Genomic DNA, 19671 nt, shown 5'->3' on the forward strand with positions numbered 1-19671 from the left:
TACGCATTCACAGGAGGCCGCCGGTGAGACGAGCGCGCCCGGGGGCGCTGCCCCGCGGAACGGGCAGCCGCGCCCTGACCAGCGTCGGAGCGGGGGCCGACTTCGTCGGTGCCCCGACCGACCAGACGCTTGAGCAGGATCCGGTGGTGACGGAGGAGGAGCGGACCCCGTCCAGGCTGTGGCACATCACGCTCAGCGTCTCCGGCAGCGAGACACCGCTGAAGGAGGTCAGGCGAGGACTGGAGCAGCTGGCGCATGATCACCCCTTCCTCCTGACCAGCCGGTACGCCAACGACCACGCGGAGATCCGCTACTGGGAAGAGGCCCGGGACCTCCACGACGCCGCGGCGGTGGCGCTCCGGCTCTGGGGTGAGCACCGGTCCAGCGCGAAACTCCCGCCCTGGGAGATCGTCGGCCTCGAGGTCATCGACCGGGAGACGTACCACCTGCGCGTCGCCGAGGGCTACGGCCCGCCGCCGGCGGCCCCGGTGGGGGTGCACCCGTACTGAGAACGTCCCGCCGCGCGGTCAGGGCGGGCGGGGCGGCCGTGCCCGCCGTCCGGACCCGCCGGTTCCCGCGCCGCCCGAGCGCGTGTGCGGGTGGCGGGACGGCCGTCTCGCATCACGGGATACGTGACGGATGCCCGCAGTGTGCGCATTACCCTGCGGGCATGACCACGCTTTCGCCGTACGACAACATGTCCCCGGTCGCCCAGGCGGCCTACCGGGCACGCGCCGCAGCCGACGACATCGCGCCACTCCCGCGCGCGGCGAAGGACGACGCCCTGCTGGCGATCGCGGACGCGCTCGAGGTGCGCACCAGCGAGATCGTCGAGGCCAACGCGAAGGACGTCGTCCGCGCCAGGGAGGCAGGCACGAGTGAGTCCGTCGTCGACCGGCTCACCCTCACCCCGGAGCGGATCCGCGCGATCGCGGCGGACTGCCGCGACGTCGCGGCACTGCCCGACCCGGTCGGTGAAGTGGTCCGCGGCTCGACCCTTCCCAACGGCATCGACCTGCGTCAGGTACGTGTCCCGCTGGGCGTCGTCGGCATCATCTACGAGGCCCGGCCCAATGTGACGGTCGACGCCGCGGCCCTCTGCCTGAAGTCGGGCAACGCGGTGCTGCTGCGCGGCTCGTCCTCCGCGCACGCCTCGAACAGCGCGCTCGTGCGGGTGATCCGTGACGCGGTGGGCGGTTCCGGCCTCCCGGCCGACGCCGTGCAGCTCGTACCGGGCGAGAACCGGGACTCGGTCCGGGAACTGATGCGGGCCCGCGGCCTCGTCGACGTCCTGATCCCGCGCGGCGGCGCCTCCCTGATCCGCACGGTCGTGGAGGAGTCCACCGTCCCCGTGATCGAGACCGGCACCGGCAACTGCCACGTGTACGTCGACGCGCAGACCGATCTCGACATGGCCGTCGACATCCTGGTCAACTCCAAGGCCCAGCGTCCGAGCGTCTGCAACGCGGCCGAGACCCTCCTCGTCCACAAGGACGTCGCGGCGGACTTCCTGCCGCGCGCCCTGGACGCGCTGGCCGAAGCCGGAGTGACGGTGCACGGCGACGAGCGGGTGCTCGGGTACGCCGAGGGTTCCAAGGCCACCGTGGTGGCGGCGACGGCGGAGGACTGGGAGACCGAGTACCTCTCGTACGACATCGCCGCCGCGGTCGTGGAATCGCTCGAAGGGGCCGTGGCGCACATCCGGCTCTGGTCGTCCGGTCACACCGAGGCGATCGTCACCACCTCGCAGGCGGCGGCCCGCCGCTTCACCCAACTGGTGGATTCCACGACGGTCGTCGTGAACGCGTCCACCCGCTTCACGGACGGCGGACAGTTCGGATTCGGCGCCGAGATCGGTATCTCCACGCAGAAACTGCACGCCCGGGGCCCGATGGGGCTGCCGGAACTGACCTCGACGAAGTACATCGTCACCGGCGACGGTCACATTCGATAGCCGGATGCTTCCGGCGGGGCGGGCGAATCTGCGGGCTCTCTGCCCAAATCGCCCCGCCGGGGCTACGCTGAATCCGTGCCGGACGACGTGGGGGGCAGGCCGTTCCCGGACGGCTGGGAGCCCGACGACGACCGCGGAGGCGCGGACGAGGACTTCGCCGCCGTGGTGTTCGACGAGGACTTCGTGCGGTCCGCCCAGATCCATGAACCCACCGCGGTCGAGCGACTGGTCGCCGCCGCGCAGGCCCGCGCCGAAGCCGAGGCGAGCAGGGCGCGCTCGGGTGGCGGCGCCCTGGACGACGACCGCCACGAAGAGGGCTACGACGCAGACGGCTTGTACGGCCGCGAGAGGCCCTTCGGCGATGCCTACGACCCGGACGACCCCGACAGCCTGTACGGGGACGACAGCGGCCCCTACGGGCGCCACGGCGGTTCCTTCCGCCCTTACCGTGGCTCGGCGCGCTGGCACCGGCCGGTGGCGTGGCTGCTCGCCCTGCTGATGGGTATCGGGATGGTCGCGCTGGCCTTCAGTGCCGTCTACCGCGGTGCCGCCGGCAACCGGCAGGACCAGGTGCCGCCTCCCGTGACGAGCGGCGTCGACAAGCCGGGCGCGGCCCCTTCCGCCTCCGTCTCTGCCGACTACTCCCGTCCGGCCGTCTCCGCGGTACCCCGCACCCCGTGAACTCGCGCCGGGCTTCGTCCCGGCCGCGCTGACCCCGTCCGGGCCGGCGTGTGCCCCGGTCCGGGCGTCGGCCGGGCCTCAGGCCCGCGTGTGTCCCGGTGCCGGCCCGTCCGCGCCGCGGATCGGCGTGTGTCCTGGTGCTGGCCCTCCGGCCCGGCGTGTGTCCCGGTCCGAGCCGCGGTCGGTGTGCCGTCCCGGCCCGTAGCCCGAGCCCGGGCCCGGGCCTGGGCCCGGTTGCCGTTCCTGCCGTGCGCCTCCTGGACGCGCTCCACCTGCGCTCCCACCTGCGGGGCGTTTACCGTGAAGACGATCGACCCACTCTGAAGGTATGACCCTGTGACCCCTCCTCCCGTCCCCGTCTCCGGGGAGAGGGGCAGTTACGTGTCGATGTGTCGAGCCCGTGACGGACAGGTCCGCCCGAGGCCAAGCGGCCGGGGCGGTTCCCAGCGCCACTTCCCGCCGGTGGCGCGGAGGATCGGGAGAAGTCATGACAGGCCGCCGAGAACCGCCGGAAGGGCCGCCCGAGAACCCCTCGGGCGGGGATGACGAGTACCGCTCGCTCGTCTTCGACGAATCGTTCGTGCGCGCTGCCCGGCTCCAGGAGTTCTCCGCGCAGGAGCGGATGGGTGAGCATGCCCGCGCTGTGCGTTCCCTCCCCGGCCGGGGCACCCGCCGGCACCGCTCCAGGGCCGGCATAGCCCTCGTCGTCCTGATCGCCCTGGCCTTCGCCACCGCCGTCTACATCGGCTTCCGCAACCCGTACCCGACGCCCGTCGGCAGACGTGCCGAACCGCTGCGGACGACCGTCATTCCGCTCGCCCCCCAGGGGCCCGTGCCCGGAGGAACCGCCGAAGCGCTGCTCGCGGACGGCCCGGCGGCGGACGACCGCTCCGGCGCCTCGGGGATCAATCTGCCGCCGGTCCGGCGGACGAAGAACTTCTCCGACAGCCAGGTGACCATCGCGCTGACCACGGTCAAGGACTACCTGGTGAACTCCTCCCTCGACCCCGACGTACTCACCGGGGGCGTGGTCCGCCCGGTGGGACGGCTGCTCGACCCGGACCAGGCCGCGCAGTTCGACCGGAGCATGGACTCACCGGCTGACGACGGCGAGCACGTCGCGACCGGCTGGCTGGTGCGCTTCGACCCGGCCCAGGTGGAGCTCGCCGACCCCGGGATCCGGGTGCAGGGCACCCTCACCTACGCGGAGGCGGGGGCGGACACCCTGGAGGTGGTGTCCGACCACACCTTCACGTACGCGCTGAGGCCCGCCGTGTCCGGCCCCCACCGGGCCGACGGAGCCTCGCTCTTCACTGTCCGACGCGTCCTGCACTTCCTCGTGGACCGCGAGGACATCCGGCTTCACCGGGTGGAGGTCCGCAACGCCTACGTCCAGGCGGGACCGCAGTCGTGTTCGGCCGACACGACGGGCACCCTGCGCCCACTGCTCGCAGGCGAGCGGGCGGACACCCGGGGCCCCCACGGCACGGACCCTTACGCCACGGGCGTGCCCACCGCGGGACTCTGCGGCACGCTGGAGATCAGCTCCCCGACACCGGCCCTTCCTCCTCCGGGCCAGGGCGCCGCCACGTCCCTTCCGAGCCGTCCGTAGCGCCCGAGGTGCCGCCCTTGCCGGCCGTGCCACTGCCGGAGGTGCCGTTGCCCGCGCCGGTGAACTTGTCCCGGAGCTTGCCCCCCAGGTCACCTGCCCCGCCCGCGATGTCGCCGACGAGCTTCATCAGCGGGTCCTTGCTGGTGCGCACGGAATCCGCGTAGTGCGAGGCGGACTCCCGGAAGGAATCCGTGACCGAGGTGTTCTTGTCCTCGTCCCGCCTGGGGTAGTGGCCGTCCATGATGCGCTGGAAGTCCCGGGTCTCCGACCACTTCTTCAGCTCGGCGGCCCGCACCGTCGTGAACGGGTGGGTCCGGGGCAGCATGTTGAGGATCTTGAGCACGGAGTCGCGGAGATCACCGCCCTTCTCGTACTCGTCGGCCTGGGCGAGGAAGGCGTCCACATTCATCTCGTGGAGGTGATTGCCTCCCGCGATCTTCATCAGCCCGCGCATCGAGGCGCGCAGGTCCTGGCCCACCAGCAGCCCCGCCCGGTCGGCGGAAAGCTCCGACTTGCGGAACCACTCGCGCAGGGCCGTCACGATCGCCATGATCGCGACGTTGCCGAGCGGGATCCACGCCACCTTGACCGCGAGGTTGGTGAGGAAGAGCAATATCGTGCGGTACACCGCGTGACCGGAGAGGGCGTGGCCCACCTCGTGGCCCACGACGGCCCGCATCTCCTCCTCGTCCAGGAGCTCGACCAGGCCGGTCGTCACCACGATGATCGGCTCGTCGAGGCCGATGCACATCGCGTTGGGCTGCGGGTCCTGCGTGACATACATCGGTGGGACCTTCTTCAGGTCCAGGATGTAACACGCATCCCGCAGCATGTCGTTGAGATGGGTGAACTGGGCGTCACTCACCCGGACGGAGTCCGAGAGGAAGAGCAGTCGCAGACTGCGCTCGGGCAGCAGGCCGCTCAGCGCCTTGAACACGGTGTCGAAACCGCTCAGCTTGCGCAGCGCCACCAGGGCGGAGCGGTCCGCCGGATGCTCGTAAGCCCGTGAGGAGATGTCCGGGAATCGCCTGCGCTGCCTGCTCGGCACGCTCTCGTGACTGTTGTCGGTCATGGATGCCCCCTGTTCGTACGAGACGCCGCTCGTCCCCCTGACAGAAGCCAGCGTATGTGCTGGCGCTACGGTGTGCGGGGGGCTGTGGATAACTTTGAGGAGCGCCCGGAATGCCGCATACCGCCGTACTGCTCGCCGCCGTGTCCGAGGACCAGGGGCCGGGCAACACGCTCCGCGTCGTCCTGCTCGTCGCCCTTGTCGGAGCGGCGCTGCTCGCCTGGTTCCTGCTGCGCGGATACCGCAACGACGACAACAACGACTGAGTCGGCGTGAGCGTGCCCGGGGCGCCCGCATACGATGTGCGCGACGTCTCCCTCCTGATTCCCGATGGATAGGTCCCGCAGAAGATGAGCCTCACGAGCACCGCGCACCAGCTGGTCACCCTCGCCGCCGAAGGCGAGCAGGGCGGAAACCACGAAAGCCTCAGCCCGTACCTCACCGGTGGCGGCGCGCTCCTCGCGCTGCTCCTCCTCCTGTGGATCACCACCCGCTTCAACCGGGACCGCTGAGGCAGACGCGAACAGCTGTGCCAGTAGGGTCTGCACGCATGGGAGAGCAGAAAGTGCCTACCGGCCGCGCCAAGCGCCGACTGGGCGTGATGGGCGGGACGTTTGACCCGATTCATCATGGACACCTGGTGGCGGCCAGTGAAGTGGCCGCCCAGTTCCACCTCGACGAGGTCATCTTCGTCCCGACCGGGCAGCCGTGGCAGAAGAGCCACAAACAGGTGTCCCCGGCCGAGGACCGCTATCTGATGACGGTCATCGCGACGGCGTCCAACCCGCAGTTCTCGGTCAGCCGCAGCGACATCGACCGTGGCGGACCCACGTACACGATCGATACGCTGCGGGACCTGCGCACGGTCCACGGCGACGCGGACCTCTTCTTCATCACCGGCGCCGACGCCCTGTCCCAGATCCTCACCTGGCGCGACGCCGCGGAGCTGTTCTCGCTCTCCCACTTCATCGGCGTGACCCGGCCGGGTCACCTGCTGACGGACGACGGACTGCCCAAGGGCGGTGTCTCGCTGGTGGAGGTGCCCGCACTGGCGATCTCGTCCACGGACTGCCGTGCGAGGGTCGCGCAGGGCGAGCCCGTCTGGTATCTGGTGCCGGACGGTGTCGTCCGCTACATCGACAAGCGCCAGCTGTACCGCGGCGAATGAGCCACGGAGAGGGGCACCTGTGAACGACCGACAGAACCCGTACGACCCGTACCAGCAGGAGCAGCCGCAGATCATCGGCTACGACGCGTACGGGCAGCCGGTCTATCAGCAGCAGGGGCAGCAGCACTACGACCAGCAGCAGTACGACCCGTACGCCCAGCAGCAGCCTCAGCACCCTCAGCAGTCCCAACAGCCCCAGCATGACGGGCAGTCGCAGCAGGGGTACGGCTACGACCCGTACGCCGGCACGCAGCAGCAGTACGACCCGTACCAGCACACCCAGCAGCAGGCGCAGCAGCAGGGATACGGCTACGGCGAGGGTGGCTACGCCGCGTACGGCTACCACACAGGCACGCAGCCCGCCGTCGACGACACCGCCCAGCAGTGGGACGCGGCCCAGGCCCCGGCCGCCCCGGCGACGGCACCACCGGTGCCGGAGCCCCGGCGTGAGCCGGAACCAGCGGCCGACGCCGCCGTTCCCGGCCCTCGCCGCGCCGACCGTGACTACCGCACCGAGCAGTTCTCGTTCATCGAGGAGCCCGACGAGGACTCCGAAGACGTCATCGACTGGCTGAAATTCACCGAGAGCCGCAGCGAACGGCGCGAGGAAGCCCGTCGGCGCGGCCACAACCGGATGGTCGCGCTGATAGTCGTCGTGGCCCTCGTCGTCGTCGGCGGCGCAGGCTACCTCTGGTTCGCCGGCAAGATTCCGGGGATGTCGAGCCAGGAGGAGCAGAACGCCACGGCGACCGGGCCGCAGAAGCGGGACGTCATCGTCGTCCATCTGCACAACACCAAGAAGGGCGGCACCTCCACGGCGCTGCTCGTCGACAACGTCACCACCAAGCAGGGCACCACGGTCCTGCTCCCCAACTCGCTCGCCGTGGCGTCGGACGACGGGTCCACCACGACGCTGGGCAAGTCCGTCGAGGACGACGGGTCCACCGGCACCCGCGAGGCGATCGACACCCTGCTCGGCACCAGCATCAGCGGGACCTGGCGCCTCGACACCCCGTACCTCGAGAACCTCGTCGAGCTCGTGGGCAACATCGAGGTCGACACCGACACCGAGGTGCCCGACACCAAGAAGGGCGCCGCCCCGCTCGTGAACAAGGGCGAGGCGCAGACGCTGAGCGGCCAGATGGCCGTCGCGTACGCGACCTACCAGGGTCCGGGGGAGGCCGAGGCCAAACAGCTGACGCGCTTCGGGCAGGTCATGCGCGGCGTGCTGCGCAAGATGTCCGAGGACCCCGAGGCCGCGACCGTCACGGTCCAGACGCTGGCGCAGATTCTCGACCCGTCCCTGCCGGAGCAGGACCTCGGCGCGTCCCTGGCCAGACTCGCCGGCCACGCCAAGATCGGCGACTACAAGACGGAGCTGCTCCCGGTCCAGGCCGACGGCACACTCACCGACGCGGCCACCGAGAGCGTGGTCAAGGACGTGCTGGGCGGCGCGGTGAAGGCTCCCGACCCGGACGCCGCCGTGCGCGTGGGCATCAGGAACGGCACGGGTGACACCGCCGGGACGAACGCTGCCAGGATCCAGCTGGTCAACGGCGGATACGCCTTCGTGGACAGCGGCAAGGCGGACGTCGTGGCGACCTCCCAGATCCTGTACGGAACCGCCGAGGACAAGGCGAAGGCGGTCGAGATCGCCAAGACGCTGGGCCTGCCGACGAGCGCGGTGAAGCAGGGCAAGCCCGCCGCGAACGCCGACGTCTCCGTGGTTCTCGGCCAGAACTACGAGATCCCGAAGCGACCGGCGTCGTAGGAAGTCAGGGCTGTCGGCGGTCCGTGAGACCCTAGAGGTTGATCTGACCGCCGACGAAAGCCTGCATGTGACCGCCACGGACCGCTCCATCGAGCTCATCAACGCCGCCGCCCAGGCGGCGGCCGACCGGCTCGCGCACGACATCATCGCCTACGACGTCAGCGACGTCCTGTCGATCACCGACGCCTTCCTGCTGGCCTCGGCTCCCAACGACCGCCAGGTCAAGTCGATCGTCGACGAGATCGAGGAGCGGCTGCAGAAGGAGCTCGGCGCCAAGCCGGTACGCCGCGAGGGCGACCGCGACGCGCGCTGGATCCTCCTCGACTACGTCGACATCGTGATCCACGTCCAGCACAGCGAGGAGCGCGTGTTCTACGCGCTCGAGCGCCTGTGGAAGGACTGCCCCGAGATCGCCCTCCCCGAGGACGCGGTCAAGACCCGGGGCAAGGCCGAGGAGCACGCCCAGCTCAACGGCGGTACGGAAGGTGAGCAGAGCTGAACGGCAGCAGCAGCGGCAGGGGCCGCAGGATCGTCCTCTGGCGGCACGGCCAGACCGCGTGGAACCTCGAGCGGCGTTTCCAGGGTTCCACCGACATCGAGCTGACCGAGGTCGGCGTCGGGCAGGCCCGCCGTGCCGCCCGGCTGCTGGCCTCGTTGCGGCCGGACGCGATCGTCGCGTCCGACCTCCGGCGGGCAGCGGCCACGGCCGCCGAGCTCGCCTCGGTCACCGGCCTCGACGTCGCCCATGATTCCGCACTGCGCGAGACGTACGCGGGCGCCTGGCAGGGCCTCACGCACGAGGAGATCGTCGGGCAGTACGGCGAGCAGTACGCCGCCTGGAAGCGCGGGGAGCCGGTGCGCAGGGGTGGTGGCGAGCTGGAGACGGAGGTCGCCGACCGAGCGGCCCCCGTGGTCCTGGAGCACGCCGGCAAACTGCCTGATGCGGGCACGCTCGTCGTCGTGAGCCACGGCGGCACCATCCGGACGACCATCGGCCGCCTGCTCGGACTCGACGCCCACCACTGGGAAGGGCTCGGCGGACTCTCCAACTGCTGCTGGTCCGTCCTGGGCGAAGGCGCCCGAGGCTGGCGCCTGCTGGAGCACAACGCCGGGACGCTCCCCGAACCGGTGCTCGGGGACGACGACTAGCCGACGGCCGGGGCTCCCACGGAGCCCGTCCGTGGGCGGGAGGGGCCGGATTTCACTTTCCGGCTCGTCGCAGGCTAAAGTTCTTCTTGTTCGCAGCGCGGAAACGCAGGGAAACACAGCGGACAGCGGGGCTATAGCTCAGTTGGTAGAGCGCCTGCATGGCATGCAGGAGGTCAGGAGTTCAATTCTCCTTAGCTCCACAGTAGAGATCCCGTCCCCGGCAGGGGACGGGATCTTTTTTTGCCTGTTGTACGGAACCGGCCGCGCGTTCCGCCCGGGCATGCCTCAACTGCCTTGGCCCGTGCGGGACAAGGGCTCTCGGGGTGCACCTGGGACGTACCCGTGGGTACGCGGGCCACCCGCGGGCCGTTCCTTCAGGCCAAAGCCGGGCAGCGGGGCTCTCGTCGGGCTGACCCCCTTGCGGGGCCATGGCAGAATCGGAGCGCCGAAGGGGGCGACGGACCGATCGGGAGGGAGCGCGATGCCTGTGAGCCGCGTACAGGTCCCGGACCTGCGCGTCACCTCCACCGCGGCCCATCCCCCCGCCACGCCCCGCGGCCCCGCCGGCCCGCAGGAGGACTCCTTCGCGTGCACGGCCCGCGGCCACAGTCGGAGCTGACCGGATGGGTGCACACAGGCGGAAGTGCGACTGGTGCGGCAGTGGTACGCCCATCGTCAGGGACATGGACCCCGTCAACGCCGAGTTCCAGTACTGGTGCGAGGAGTGCGCGCGGGCGCTGATCATAAAAGGCGACCCCATCGAGACCTACCGGGAGCTCGAGGGGGAGCCCATCTACGGGCGGCTGCTCGAGGAGCACTGCACCCTCAAGCGCTTCTACTCCTTCGCCACCGCTTGACGAGCCGCTCACGGACGGGGTGTTGACGGCTGCCCGCCGCTGAGGGTCCGTGGCCCCGGCAAGCGTCGGCCCAGGGGGCCGCCGCAGGGGGATCGACCGCTGGTCGGAGCGTCGGGCGCCGGCCGCGCCGGGTGGCAGTGGAAACGATTTTTGATGCGCCGCCGGGACCGTGTAATGTTCTCGATGTCGCCAGGGAAACCGGGTGGCAAACAGCACGGGGCTATAGCTCAGTTGGTAGAGCGCCTGCATGGCATGCAGGAGGTCAGGAGTTCAATTCTCCTTAGCTCCACAGTGAAGAAGCGGACCATCCGGATCGGATGGTCCGCTTCTTGCTTGTGTCCTTCGTCTCTCCTGCGCGATCGGCCCGTTCGCGCGCTCCGCTGGATCAGCCGCTTCCGCTGCCCAGCGCCCTGCGCTCGGCGCTCGGGAGGGCGGGGCGTTCGGCCGGCGCCTGCTCGACGCGGAGGGCCAGCGCCGGGCACCGCCGGACGGCCCGCTGGGCCCGGCCCCGCAGGTGCACGGGGACGGCGGCGTCCGCGAGCGCCGGGTAGCCGTCGGGGCCAAGCCTGATCAGTTCGGGAACGATGTCCGCGCACAGGCCGTGACCCTGGCAGAGCGTCCAGTCCACCGCCAGTTTCTCGCCGCTCGGAATGGACTCCTCCAGCCCTTCGTAGCCGGGAGCGGGCAGGGGCAGGACTCCGAGTGTCTCCCGTCCGCAGCCGCCGTCCAGCACGTGCGCGGCGAGGTCGTCCGTGAACGCCGAGAGCGTGGACGCGAGGAAGCGGGCGGATCCGTCCGGATGCTTGCACGCCCCGCGGCCCTTGACCGCCTGCGTCACCTCGCGCAGCGCCTCCAGGGCCGCGGGACCGCCTCCGTTCAGCACGTCGGAAAGGCCACCCGCAGCGGCCGGCAGCCCGAGCTTGCAGGGACCGCACTGTCCGGCCGTCTCCGCCGCCAGCCAGTTCGCGATGCGCAGCGACTCACCGATCGGGCAGGTCTCCGGGCCGATCGGCAGGATGGCGCCCGCCCCGAGTGCGCCGCCCGCGGCTGCCATGGAGGCCCGGGAGACCATGGCGTCGTGCGAGGCGATCGCGTCGATCCAGCTGCCGTGATAGCCGCCGGTCAGTACGCCCTGGGGGAGAGGCGGGGCTCCGGCCAGTTCGAGGACGTACCGCAGGGGCACCCCCGTGGGCACCTCGATCACCATGGGGCGCGCCACGGCCCCCGAGACCGTGAGCAGGACCGTGCCGGGCTCGTCGGGCAGGCCGGTGTGCCCGTAGCGGCGGGAGCCGAGCCGGGCGGCGACCGCGAGCTGTGCGTACGTCTCCGCGTTCGACAGGAGGGTGGGGGCGCCGGCCACACCGGACTCCGCCGCGCGTTCCCTTCGGCCCGGCGGCAGGGCCGGCCCGCCGTTGACCGCCCTGATGACCGCCGAGGCCTCCCCGGAGACCATGCGCTCAGGGGTGCGCACGACCCGGGCGCGCAGATGCTGGCCGCGCCGGTCGGACAGACCGCGTTCGGCGAGGGCGGAGCGCACGGAGATCTCCGTGGAGTTGCGTGTGACGGCCACCACCAGGGTGCGCGCGCCGAGCGCCTCCGCCGCGAGCAGGGCGCCGTCGAGGATGAGGTGCGGGGCCCGGTTGAGCAGAACGGTGTCCTTGCGGCAGGCGGGCTCGCCCTCGCTGCCGTTGATCACGACGACGGGCCGGACCCCCCGCCGTACCGAGGCCTTCGCGACCGCGCGGAGCTTCTTGCCGAAGGGGAAGCCCGCGCCGCCGCGGCCCCGCAGCGAGATGGACTCGGCCAGTTCGGCGAGCCGCTCGCCGGTCATCGGTTCGAGCGGGCCGTGCACCTTCAGGTGCATGGCCAGCCCCAGGCGTTCCACCAGGTCGAAGCCGGTGGTCAGCTGGGGGAGCCCCACGACGCGGACCTCGGGGACATCGGGGAGGGGGACGTTCACGGGCGGTCTCCTGCGGGTGCTTGCCAGGGCGCTCCGGCCGGGGGCGGGTAGAGCGGTCCCGGCAACTGTTCGGTCTCCTGGCCGGAGGGGGGCGGAGGTGCGGCGTACGTGGGCCTGAGCGCCTGAGCGGGAGGCGCGGGCGAGGGCGCGGGCCACCGGTCGTCCGTCGCCGGCTCAGGGGGCCGGCCGGAAGCCCGGGAGACGGCCCGGTACGCCGCCGAGAATCCGGGCCGGGAGCCGGCGGGGCGTGCCGGCCCCCGGGCCGGTCGCTCCGGGCTGCGAGGCGGCGGTTCGTGGGGTGTGGCCCGGTCGTACGGATGCTCATGCAGCGTGGGCGAGTCCTGGGAGTGTTCCTGGAGCGTCGACCGGTCGTACGGACGTTCGTGGGGCTGCGGCTGCTCGTACGGACCAGCGTGCGAGGGGAAGGCCGACTGCTGCTGCTCGTGGAGCGACGTTTCGTACGGCAGCCTCCCGTGCGGCGCGGGGGCCGCGAGCGTCCGGGGGCGGACCGGGGTGCCACGTACTCCGCGGTCGTCCTCGCCCCAGCCCGGAGCCTCCGGAGGAAGGCCACGGGGAAACGGTGGAGGCATGTGATCCGCACCCGGGAGGGCGGAACCGCGCAGGACCGGGTCCGACGCGGAAGGAGGGGCCTCCGGGCTGATCAGGGAGGAGACCCGGTCGGTGATCGCACGTTTGGCCGGGCCGGGAAGCAGGCGCAGGCCGAGTGCCGCGGCCACCGCCGTCAGGCAGAGCATGTACATCACGACGACCCAGGTGGCCGGCTGCCTGCCGGCGTACAGGCCGTGCACCAGCGCCGAGCACCAGGCCGGATAGGCCAGTGCGTGCAGTGCGCGCCACCGTGCCGCGATCCTGCCCGGGGTGGCGAAGGCACTGCGCATGGCGCCGGTGGCCGCAGCGGCGATCATCAGCAGTCCGGCCAGGGAACCGAATCCGATGAGGCCGGCCGTGCCGCCGGCACCCGTGCCGAACGGGACGAGGGCGGCGAGCAGTCCGACGTGCCCGAGGGCGATCTTCACGGTTCCGTGCAGCAGGAGGAAGCCCAGAGAGGCGACGGCGCAGGCCCGGTGGACGCCTTGGCAGAGCAGCCGCTGGCGGGTCGAGAGGAACAGCCGGTCGGTGGCCAGCAGGCCCCAGGCCACGGCTGCGGTGAGCGAGACCAGCGTCAGGACGCCGGTCGTGAAGTCGAACGCGGTGCGCATGCCGTCGCTCCCGGCGACGGCGAGCAGAGGGATGAGAACCAGCGCCGCGACGGTCAGCCCGCCCTGCAGAGGGCGGCTCATTCCCGGGCTGAGGCTCATGGAGGGGGACGAACGGATCCTGCGATGAGGCTTCATGGGGGCGACTCCGAACGGCTCGGCAAAGCGGTCCCGTTGCCGCATGCTAGGTCGCCGCGTACTGACCGGTACGGGCTTTGAGCGGTTGCCCCGATAGAGGGCAGTACGCGGAGTAACCCCCGGAGTGTGTGGGTCGTGCGGAGAGTTCGTGTTCAAGGGGTGTGCTCGTGGCGCGGGCCGTGGGAGGGCGGTCGCGGCGCCCCGGCCCCGTATCTGCCGGGCCAGGGCCCGGGGCCGTGCGGTACCCTGGCGCCATGCGTGCCGTACGCCTTCTGCTTAGCGAGCCGCGCTGATCACTCCCGACCGGTGAGAATGCCTGGTCGGACTCGGCGCGGCGTCCCCTCCTGTGCGAGGGGATTTTTCGTTTCCGTAGACGTGTGTCCGTAGACGTGTGTCCGTGGACGTGGGTGCCGGCAGATGACGATCGATGGAGCTTTGAGGATCATGAGCGAGACGAACACCGCGGCCGAAGTGGCCGCGCCGCACCGCTATACGGCAGCGATGGCCGCCGACATCGAGGCACGCTGGCAGGACTTCTGGGACGCCGAGGGGACCTACGAGGCGCCGAACCCGACCGGTGATCTGGCGGGCGACGCGGAGCTGGCCGCCCGGCCGAAGAAGTTCATCATGGACATGTTCCCGTATCCCTCGGGCGCCGGTCTGCACGTCGGCCACCCCCTGGGATACATCGCCACGGACGTCTACGCCCGCCATCAGCGGATGACGGGGCACAACGTCCTGCACACCCTGGGCTTCGACGCCTTCGGTCTGCCGGCCGAGCAGTACGCCGTGCAGACGGGCACCCACCCGCGGGCCTCCACCGAGGCCAACATGGAGAACATGAAGGTCCAGCTGCGCCGGCTGGGCCTGGGCCACGACAAGCGCCGCTCCTTCGCCACGATCGACGCGGACTACTACAAGTGGACCCAGTGGATCTTCCTGCAGATCTTCAACTCCTGGTACGACACCGAGGCCGACCGGGCCCGGCCCATCGCCGAGCTGGTCGCGCAGTTCGAGAGCGGCGAGCGCCCGGTCCCCGGCGGCCGTGAGTGGGGCGCGCTGGACGCCGCCGAGCGCGCCGACGTCCTGGGACAGTACCGGCTGGCGTACGCCTCGGACGCGCCCGTCAACTGGTCGCCGGGCCTGGGCACCGTGCTGGCCAACGAAGAGGTGACGGCCGACGGTCGCTCCGAGCGTGGCAACTTCCCGGTCTTCAAGGCCAAGCTGCGCCAGTGGAACATGCGGATCACCGCCTACGCGGACCGGCTGCTGAACGACCTGGACGGGCTGGACTGGCCCGAGGCCATCAAGCTGCAGCAGCGCAACTGGATCGGCCGTTCCGAGGGCGCGCGCGTCGGCTTCCCCGTCGACGGGGCCGGTGACATCACCGTCTTCACCACTCGTCAGGACACCCTGTTCGGTGCCACCTACATGGTGCTGGCGCCGGAGCACGAGCTGGTCGAGCGGATCATCCCCGCCGCCTGGCCCGAGGGCACCCACCCGGTGTGGACCGGCGGTCACGCGAACCCCGCCGAGGCCGTCACCGCGTACCGCAAGCAGGCCGCCGCCAAGTCCGACGTCGAGCGGCAGGCGGAGGCGAAGGACAAGACCGGCGTCTTCACCGGCGCCTACGCGACCAACCCGGTCAGCGGCGAGAAGGTCCCCGTCTTCATCGCCGACTACGTGCTGATGGGTTACGGCACCGGCGCGATCATGGCCGTACCGGCGCACGATGCGCGCGACTTCGCCTTCGCGCGCGCCTTCGAGCTGCCGATGCGCTGCGTGGTCGAGCCGTCGGACGACCGCGGTACGGACCCGGCGACCTGGGAGGACGCGTTCTCCTCGTACGAAGCGAAGCTGGTCAACTCGGCCAACGACGAGATCTCGCTGGACGGCCTGGGCGTCGTCGAGGCCAAGGCGAAGATCACCGAGTGGCTGCAGGCGCGTGGCGTCGGCGAGGGCACCGTCAACTTCCGGCTGCGCGACTGGCTCTTCAGCCGCCAGCGCTACTGGGGCGAGCCGTTCCCGATCGTGTACGACGAGGAGGGCATCGCCCACCCGCTGCCCGAGTCGATGCTGCCGCTGGAGCTGCCCGAGGTCGAGGACTACTCGCCGCGCACCTTCGACCCGGAGGACGCCGACACCCAGCCTGAGACCCCGCTGTCCCGGAACGCCGACTGGGTCAACGTCACCCTGGACCTGGGTGACGGGGCCGGTCCGCGGAAGTACCGCCGCGAGACCAACACCATGCCGAACTGGGCGGGTTCCTGCTGGTACGAGCTGCGCTACCTGGACCCGCACAACGACCAGCGGCTGGTCGACCCGGCGATCGAGCAGTACTGGATGGGGCCGCGCGAGGGTCAGCCCACCGGTGGCGTCGACCTGTACGTCGGCGGCGCCGAGCACGCGGTGCTGCACCTGCTGTACGCGCGCTTCTGGTCCAAGGTTCTGCACGACCTGGGGCACATCTCCTCCTCCGAGCCCTTCCACAAGCTGTACAACCAGGGCATGATCCAGGCCTTCGTCTACCGGGACAGCCGCGGTATCGCGGTCCCGGCCGCCGAGGTCGAGGAGCGCGACGGGGCGTACTACCACGACGGTGAGAAGGTCAGCCGCGTCCTGGGCAAGATGGGCAAGTCCCTGAAGAACGCCGTCACGCCCGACGAGATCTGCGGCGAGTACGGTGCCGACACCCTGCGGCTGTACGAGATGGCCATGGGGCCGCTGGACGTTTCGCGTCCGTGGGACACCCGGGCGGTCGTCGGCCAGTACCGGCTGCTGCAGCGTCTGTGGCGCAACATCGTCGACGAGGCGACCGGCGAGGTCACCGTCGTCGACACGGAGCCCACCGAGGACACACTGCGGGCGCTGCACAAGGCCATCGACGGCGTCGGCCAGGACATGGCCGGGATGCGCTTCAACACCGCGATCGCCAAGGTCACCGAGCTGAACAACCACCTGACGAAGACGGGCGGCCCGCTGTCGCGGTCGGTCGCCGAACGGCTGGTGCTGCTGATCGCACCGCTGGCGCCCCACGTGGCCGAGGAGCTGTGGAGCCGGCTGGGCCACACCGGGTCCGTCGTCCACCAGGACTTCCCGGTCGCCGATCCGGCGTACGTCGTGGACGAGACGGTGACCTGCGTGGTGCAGGTCAAGGGCAAGGTCAAGGCGCGCCTGGAGATCTCCCCGTCGATCACGGACGAGGAACTGGAGGCGCTGGCCCTGGCCGACGCGAACGTCGTCACCGCACTGGGCGGGGCAGGGGTGCGCAAGGTGATCGTGCGTGCGCCGAAGCTGGTCAACATCGTCCCCGCTTGACGGCGCCGGGCGGCCTCCGCCGTCCGTGTGAGGTGCCCGGGCTTCTCGGCCCGGTGTGCCAGGGCTTTCCCCTACGGGCAGGTTGGGGGTTCCGGTGGAACCCTCGGCCTGCCCGTTCCGTTTACGGTAGAAGGGGCGACCGCACACCGGCAGCCGAGTCGACAATCGAGGGGCGTCCATGGAAACCGTGATCCTCATCCTGACGCTGCTGTTCATCGCGTTCATGGCGCTCGGGGTGTACGCGGGGGTCAAGGCCGTGCGCGCTGCCAAGCGCGGCGTGGACCGGACGATCACGCAGGCCCGCCGCTCCGTGGAGGACACCGCGCTGAGGGCCAAGAGCTACAGCCAGCCAGGGGTGCCGGGCGAGCTCGCACAACTGCGGCTGTCCTTGCGCACCTCGATGCGGGCCACGCAGGACGCGCTGAACGCCGGCGCCGCGGAGGATGCCTCACTCTCGGAGTCGCTGGCGCTCTTCCAGCGTCTCAGCGCTCACGGACGCGAGCTCGACGAAGACCTCAAGCGCATGGAGCGGGAGCCTGACCGGTCGACGGTCGCCTCCCTGCTGCCAGATCTGAAGGAACGCACGCAGCGCATCACGCACTCCGCGGAGTCACTGCGCTGGGCGGTTCGTGACCGGGCCAGGCAGTTCGCCGACGACGACCTGGCCGCGCTGAACGCTCAGATCGACGTGGAGGCGGGAGCCCTGCGGCACTGGACGACCGAGGAGCCCCGGACGCAGGGCGAGACGGCCGGACAGAGCTGGAGCGGACCCGCCGACGAAGGACCGCAGCCACTCGCCCCCGCGGACCCGAGGCTGAGCACCGGCTACCCGTGGCAGAAGAACTCCAAGCCGGAGACCACGACCTGACCCACCCGGTCCCTGGCTGCGGAGCACCCCGCCTGCCGATAGGCGCCCGCCTGCCGGCTGACTGCTGGTGAGGGCGGTCGCATGCGGTCGGGTTGTGCGCTGCAGGTGTGAGACGTGCGTACCGGAGAAGCCGGAAGTGTGTCGAAGCAGCCTTCGACCGATCGGAAATGATCAGCAGGTCGGTCCCGGGCTGCCGTGCCCCCTCCGCGGAAGGTAACCTCCGGCTCATGTCCCGCCATGTCGCGATCGTCACCGATTCCACGGCCTACCTGCCACCCCGGGCGATGGAACGGCACGGCATCACCGCAGTGCCGTTGACCGTGGTCCTGGGTGATCAGGCGCTGGAGGAGGGCACGGAGATCTCGGCCCGGTCGCTGGCCCTGGCCCTGCAGAAGCGCCGGTCCGTCACCACATCACGGCCCAGCCCCGAGGTCTTCGCCGCCACGTACCGTGCCGTCGCGGAGGCGGGTGCGACCGGCATCGTCTCCCTTCACCTGTCGGCCGAATTCTCCGGTACGTACGATGCCGCGCTGATCGCCGCCAAGGACGCGCCGGTGCCGGTACGGGTGGTCGACACCGGCATGGTGGCGATGGCCCTGGGATTCTGCGCGCTCGCCGCGGCTGAGGCGGCGGAGGCGGGCGGCGGTCTGGACGACGCGGTCGCGGCGGCCGAGAAGAGGGCGTCCGGCACCTCCGCCTACTTCTACGTCGACACGCTCGACTACCTGCGCAGGGGCGGACGCATAGGTGCGGCCCAGGCGCTGCTGGGGTCCGCCCTGGCCGTCAAACCCCTGTTGCAGCTCGACGGCGGACGTATCGAACTGCTGGAGAAGGTCCGGACGGCGTCGAAGGCGATCGCGCGGCTCGAGGAGATCGTCGTGGCGGAGGCGGGCACGGGCGCTGTGGACGTCGCGGTCCACCACCTGGCGGCTCCGGACGGGGCCGAGCGGCTGGCGGAGAGGCTACGGCAGCGGATTCCGGGGCTGGGCGAGCTGCATGTGAGTGAGGTGGGTGCGGTGATCGGGGCGCACACCGGGCCGGGTCTGCTCGGAGTCGTGATCTCACCCCGCTGAGGTTCACTCCTGGGTGTGGTGGAGATATCCACAACTGGCAAGTTATCCACCGCAATCAGCGCAGCTCAGCGGGTTTTCGCGGAAGTGCCTAGCGTCGTGAGGCATGACCTTCCGATCACTGCACGTGTCCACCAGCGCGCGTGGCCTCGACGGCCTGACTCCGGCCCCGCGGACGGCTCTTGCACCGGACGCGGCTCCCGCCGCGCAGCCGTACGTCTCCATGCCTGGCCAGACCGGTCCGCTCATGGACCGGTTCGTACCTCGCGCGTCGCGCGGGGCAGGGCCGGGAGGACGTGCCCGGCACAGATCCGGTGTCCGCCCCGGCGGCCCGGCCGGCACTTCGCCCGGTGCCGTGGCCGCACGCGGGCGCGGGCGCAGACGGCGCACGGCCGGCGGCACGGACGCGGCGGTGGCGGCAGCCTCGCGACTACGAGCGGACGCACTGATGGCGGGCGACCGGCCACCGGCCGGCGGCGGGGTGCCGGGTGCTGGGCCGGGCGGGGGCGGGGCGGCCGGTGGCGCGGGCTCGGGTGCGATGAGCGCGCCGGGCAGTGACGCGCCTACTTGCTCCATCCCGAGCCTCGCCGGAAACCTTGGGCCCCCCGGTTCCCTCGGATCCCCCGGCGTCTCCCACGCTTCCGGGCTGCGGCTGCGGGAGCGCCCTCGGCCGGCGCCCTCCTGGGCCGTGCGCTCCGAAATTCATGCATCGGCGGATTCTGCCCGGACGAGGCTCCTCGCGCAGGCAGTGGTCCCGCAGGCACCTGTCGGGTCGGCCCCTGCTCCGGAGGCCCCTGCCCGGCGGTTCCCCGTACAGGCACTCCCAGCGGAGGCTCCTC

General features: G+C 71.1%; 17 protein-coding genes and 2 tRNA genes. 16 read left to right on the forward strand and 3 right to left on the reverse strand.

Annotation, left to right across the window (positions count from 1 at the left end):
- Nucleotides 1–23: 23 nt before the first annotated feature.
- The 4 genes from ABZY45_RS02160 (at nucleotide 24) to ABZY45_RS02175 (ending at nucleotide 4247) form a co-directional block, all read left to right on the forward strand.
- Nucleotides 24–509 (forward strand): hypothetical protein, encoded by a 486-nt coding sequence (locus ABZY45_RS02160; protein ID WP_356735171.1) that lies wholly within the window; start codon nucleotides 24–26, stop codon nucleotides 507–509.
- Between the two features lie 161 nt (nucleotides 510–670).
- Nucleotides 671–1954: a glutamate-5-semialdehyde dehydrogenase gene (locus tag ABZY45_RS02165; protein WP_356735173.1), complete on the forward strand. Its 1284-nt coding sequence runs from the start codon at nucleotides 671–673 to the stop codon at nucleotides 1952–1954.
- Nucleotides 1955–2029: 75 nt separating this feature from the next.
- Nucleotides 2030–2635, forward strand: a complete 606-nt coding sequence (locus tag ABZY45_RS02170) for a hypothetical protein (protein WP_356735175.1) — start codon at nucleotides 2030–2032, stop codon at nucleotides 2633–2635.
- A gap of 487 nt (nucleotides 2636–3122) precedes the next feature.
- Nucleotides 3123–4247, forward strand: coding sequence for a hypothetical protein (locus ABZY45_RS02175; RefSeq protein WP_356735177.1), 1125 nt, complete (start codon nucleotides 3123–3125; stop codon nucleotides 4245–4247).
- Here the strand turns inward: ABZY45_RS02175 and ABZY45_RS02180 are convergent.
- Nucleotides 4177–5319: a M48 family metallopeptidase gene (locus tag ABZY45_RS02180; protein WP_356735179.1), complete on the reverse strand. Its 1143-nt coding sequence runs from the start codon at nucleotides 5317–5319 to the stop codon at nucleotides 4177–4179. The genes ABZY45_RS02175 and ABZY45_RS02180 overlap by 71 nt on opposite strands.
- A 110-nt stretch (nucleotides 5320–5429) precedes the next feature.
- Here ABZY45_RS02180 and ABZY45_RS02185 point away from each other — a divergent pair, with 110 nt between their 5' ends.
- The 9 genes from ABZY45_RS02185 to ABZY45_RS02225 all read left to right on the forward strand — a co-directional run bounded on the left by ABZY45_RS02185 (nucleotide 5430) and on the right by ABZY45_RS02225 (nucleotide 10550).
- Nucleotides 5430–5582 (forward strand): hypothetical protein, encoded by a 153-nt coding sequence (locus ABZY45_RS02185; protein ID WP_356735181.1) that lies wholly within the window; start codon nucleotides 5430–5432, stop codon nucleotides 5580–5582.
- Nucleotides 5583–5666: 84 nt separating this feature from the next.
- Complete coding sequence (locus ABZY45_RS02190) at nucleotides 5667–5828, forward strand: hypothetical protein (RefSeq protein WP_356735183.1); 162 nt, start codon at nucleotides 5667–5669, stop codon at nucleotides 5826–5828.
- A gap of 38 nt (nucleotides 5829–5866) precedes the next feature.
- Nucleotides 5867–6484, forward strand: a complete 618-nt coding sequence (gene nadD, locus ABZY45_RS02195; protein WP_145801576.1) for a nicotinate-nucleotide adenylyltransferase — start codon at nucleotides 5867–5869, stop codon at nucleotides 6482–6484.
- 19 nt (nucleotides 6485–6503) lie between these two features.
- Nucleotides 6504–8255, forward strand: coding sequence for an LCP family protein (locus ABZY45_RS02200; protein ID WP_356735185.1), 1752 nt, complete (start codon nucleotides 6504–6506; stop codon nucleotides 8253–8255).
- A gap of 67 nt (nucleotides 8256–8322) precedes the next feature.
- A complete protein-coding gene (gene rsfS, locus ABZY45_RS02205) occupies nucleotides 8323–8754 on the forward strand; it encodes a ribosome silencing factor (protein WP_329228761.1) in 432 nt (143 codons plus the stop codon).
- On the forward strand, nucleotides 8751–9404 hold the full coding sequence (locus tag ABZY45_RS02210; protein WP_356736548.1) for a histidine phosphatase family protein: 654 nt from the start codon (nucleotides 8751–8753) through the stop codon (nucleotides 9402–9404). The genes rsfS and ABZY45_RS02210 overlap by 4 nt, the downstream gene beginning before the upstream one ends.
- A gap of 127 nt (nucleotides 9405–9531) precedes the next feature.
- Nucleotides 9532–9604 (forward strand) — tRNA-Ala (locus tag ABZY45_RS02215).
- A gap of 423 nt (nucleotides 9605–10027) precedes the next feature.
- Nucleotides 10028–10261, forward strand: coding sequence for a hypothetical protein (locus ABZY45_RS02220; RefSeq protein WP_033305681.1), 234 nt, complete (start codon nucleotides 10028–10030; stop codon nucleotides 10259–10261).
- A 216-nt stretch (nucleotides 10262–10477) separates the two neighbouring features.
- Nucleotides 10478–10550, forward strand: a tRNA-Ala gene (locus ABZY45_RS02225).
- 96 nt (nucleotides 10551–10646) lie between these two features.
- Here ABZY45_RS02225 and ABZY45_RS02230 read toward each other — a convergent pair.
- Both ABZY45_RS02230 and ABZY45_RS02235 read right to left on the reverse strand, forming a co-directional pair.
- On the reverse strand, nucleotides 10647–12221 hold the full coding sequence (locus ABZY45_RS02230) for an NADH-ubiquinone oxidoreductase-F iron-sulfur binding region domain-containing protein (RefSeq protein WP_356735188.1): 1575 nt from the start codon (nucleotides 12219–12221) through the stop codon (nucleotides 10647–10649).
- Complete coding sequence (locus tag ABZY45_RS02235) at nucleotides 12218–13522, reverse strand: hypothetical protein (RefSeq protein WP_356735190.1); 1305 nt, start codon at nucleotides 13520–13522, stop codon at nucleotides 12218–12220. Before ABZY45_RS02235 ends, ABZY45_RS02230 begins: the two co-directional genes overlap by 4 nt.
- 498 nt (nucleotides 13523–14020) lie before the next feature.
- Here ABZY45_RS02235 and leuS point away from each other — a divergent pair, with 498 nt between their 5' ends.
- The 3 genes from leuS (at nucleotide 14021) to ABZY45_RS02250 (ending at nucleotide 18835) form a co-directional block, all read left to right on the forward strand.
- A complete protein-coding gene (gene leuS, locus ABZY45_RS02240) occupies nucleotides 14021–16894 on the forward strand; it encodes a leucine--tRNA ligase (protein ID WP_356735192.1) in 2874 nt (957 codons plus the stop codon).
- A gap of 178 nt (nucleotides 16895–17072) precedes the next feature.
- Nucleotides 17073–17762, forward strand: a complete 690-nt coding sequence (locus ABZY45_RS02245) for a hypothetical protein (RefSeq protein WP_356735194.1) — start codon at nucleotides 17073–17075, stop codon at nucleotides 17760–17762.
- Between the two features lie 227 nt (nucleotides 17763–17989).
- Nucleotides 17990–18835 (forward strand): DegV family protein, encoded by an 846-nt coding sequence (locus tag ABZY45_RS02250; protein ID WP_356735196.1) that lies wholly within the window; start codon nucleotides 17990–17992, stop codon nucleotides 18833–18835.
- Nucleotides 18836–19671: the final 836 nt, after the last annotated feature.

Origin of the sequence: Streptomyces sp. NPDC006516 (assembly GCF_040611875.1) — a bacterium.
Lineage (GTDB): Bacteria > Actinomycetota > Actinomycetes > Streptomycetales > Streptomycetaceae > Streptomyces.

Bases quoted from the DNA above. Each gene is read 5' to 3' on its own strand.
- ABZY45_RS02175 (WP_356735177.1), top strand. From the start codon at position 3,123: ATGACAGGCCGCCGAGAACCGCCGGAAGGGCCGCCCGAGAACCCCTCG.
- ABZY45_RS02245 (WP_356735194.1), top strand. From the start codon at position 17,073: ATGGAAACCGTGATCCTCATCCTGACGCTGCTGTTCATCGCGTTCATG.
- ABZY45_RS02220 (WP_033305681.1), top strand. From the start codon at position 10,028: ATGGGTGCACACAGGCGGAAGTGCGACTGGTGCGGCAGTGGTACGCCC.
- ABZY45_RS02185 (WP_356735181.1), top strand. From the start codon at position 5,430: ATGCCGCATACCGCCGTACTGCTCGCCGCCGTGTCCGAGGACCAGGGG.
- leuS (WP_356735192.1), top strand. From the start codon at position 14,021: ATGAGCGAGACGAACACCGCGGCCGAAGTGGCCGCGCCGCACCGCTAT.
- ABZY45_RS02180 (WP_356735179.1), bottom strand. From the start codon at position 5,319: ATGACCGACAACAGTCACGAGAGCGTGCCGAGCAGGCAGCGCAGGCGA.
- ABZY45_RS02250 (WP_356735196.1), top strand. From the start codon at position 17,990: ATGTCCCGCCATGTCGCGATCGTCACCGATTCCACGGCCTACCTGCCA.
- ABZY45_RS02235 (WP_356735190.1), bottom strand. From the start codon at position 13,522: ATGAGCCGCCCTCTGCAGGGCGGGCTGACCGTCGCGGCGCTGGTTCTC.
- ABZY45_RS02190 (WP_356735183.1), top strand. From the start codon at position 5,667: ATGAGCCTCACGAGCACCGCGCACCAGCTGGTCACCCTCGCCGCCGAA.
- ABZY45_RS02165 (WP_356735173.1), top strand. From the start codon at position 671: ATGACCACGCTTTCGCCGTACGACAACATGTCCCCGGTCGCCCAGGCG.
- nadD (WP_145801576.1), top strand. From the start codon at position 5,867: ATGGGAGAGCAGAAAGTGCCTACCGGCCGCGCCAAGCGCCGACTGGGC.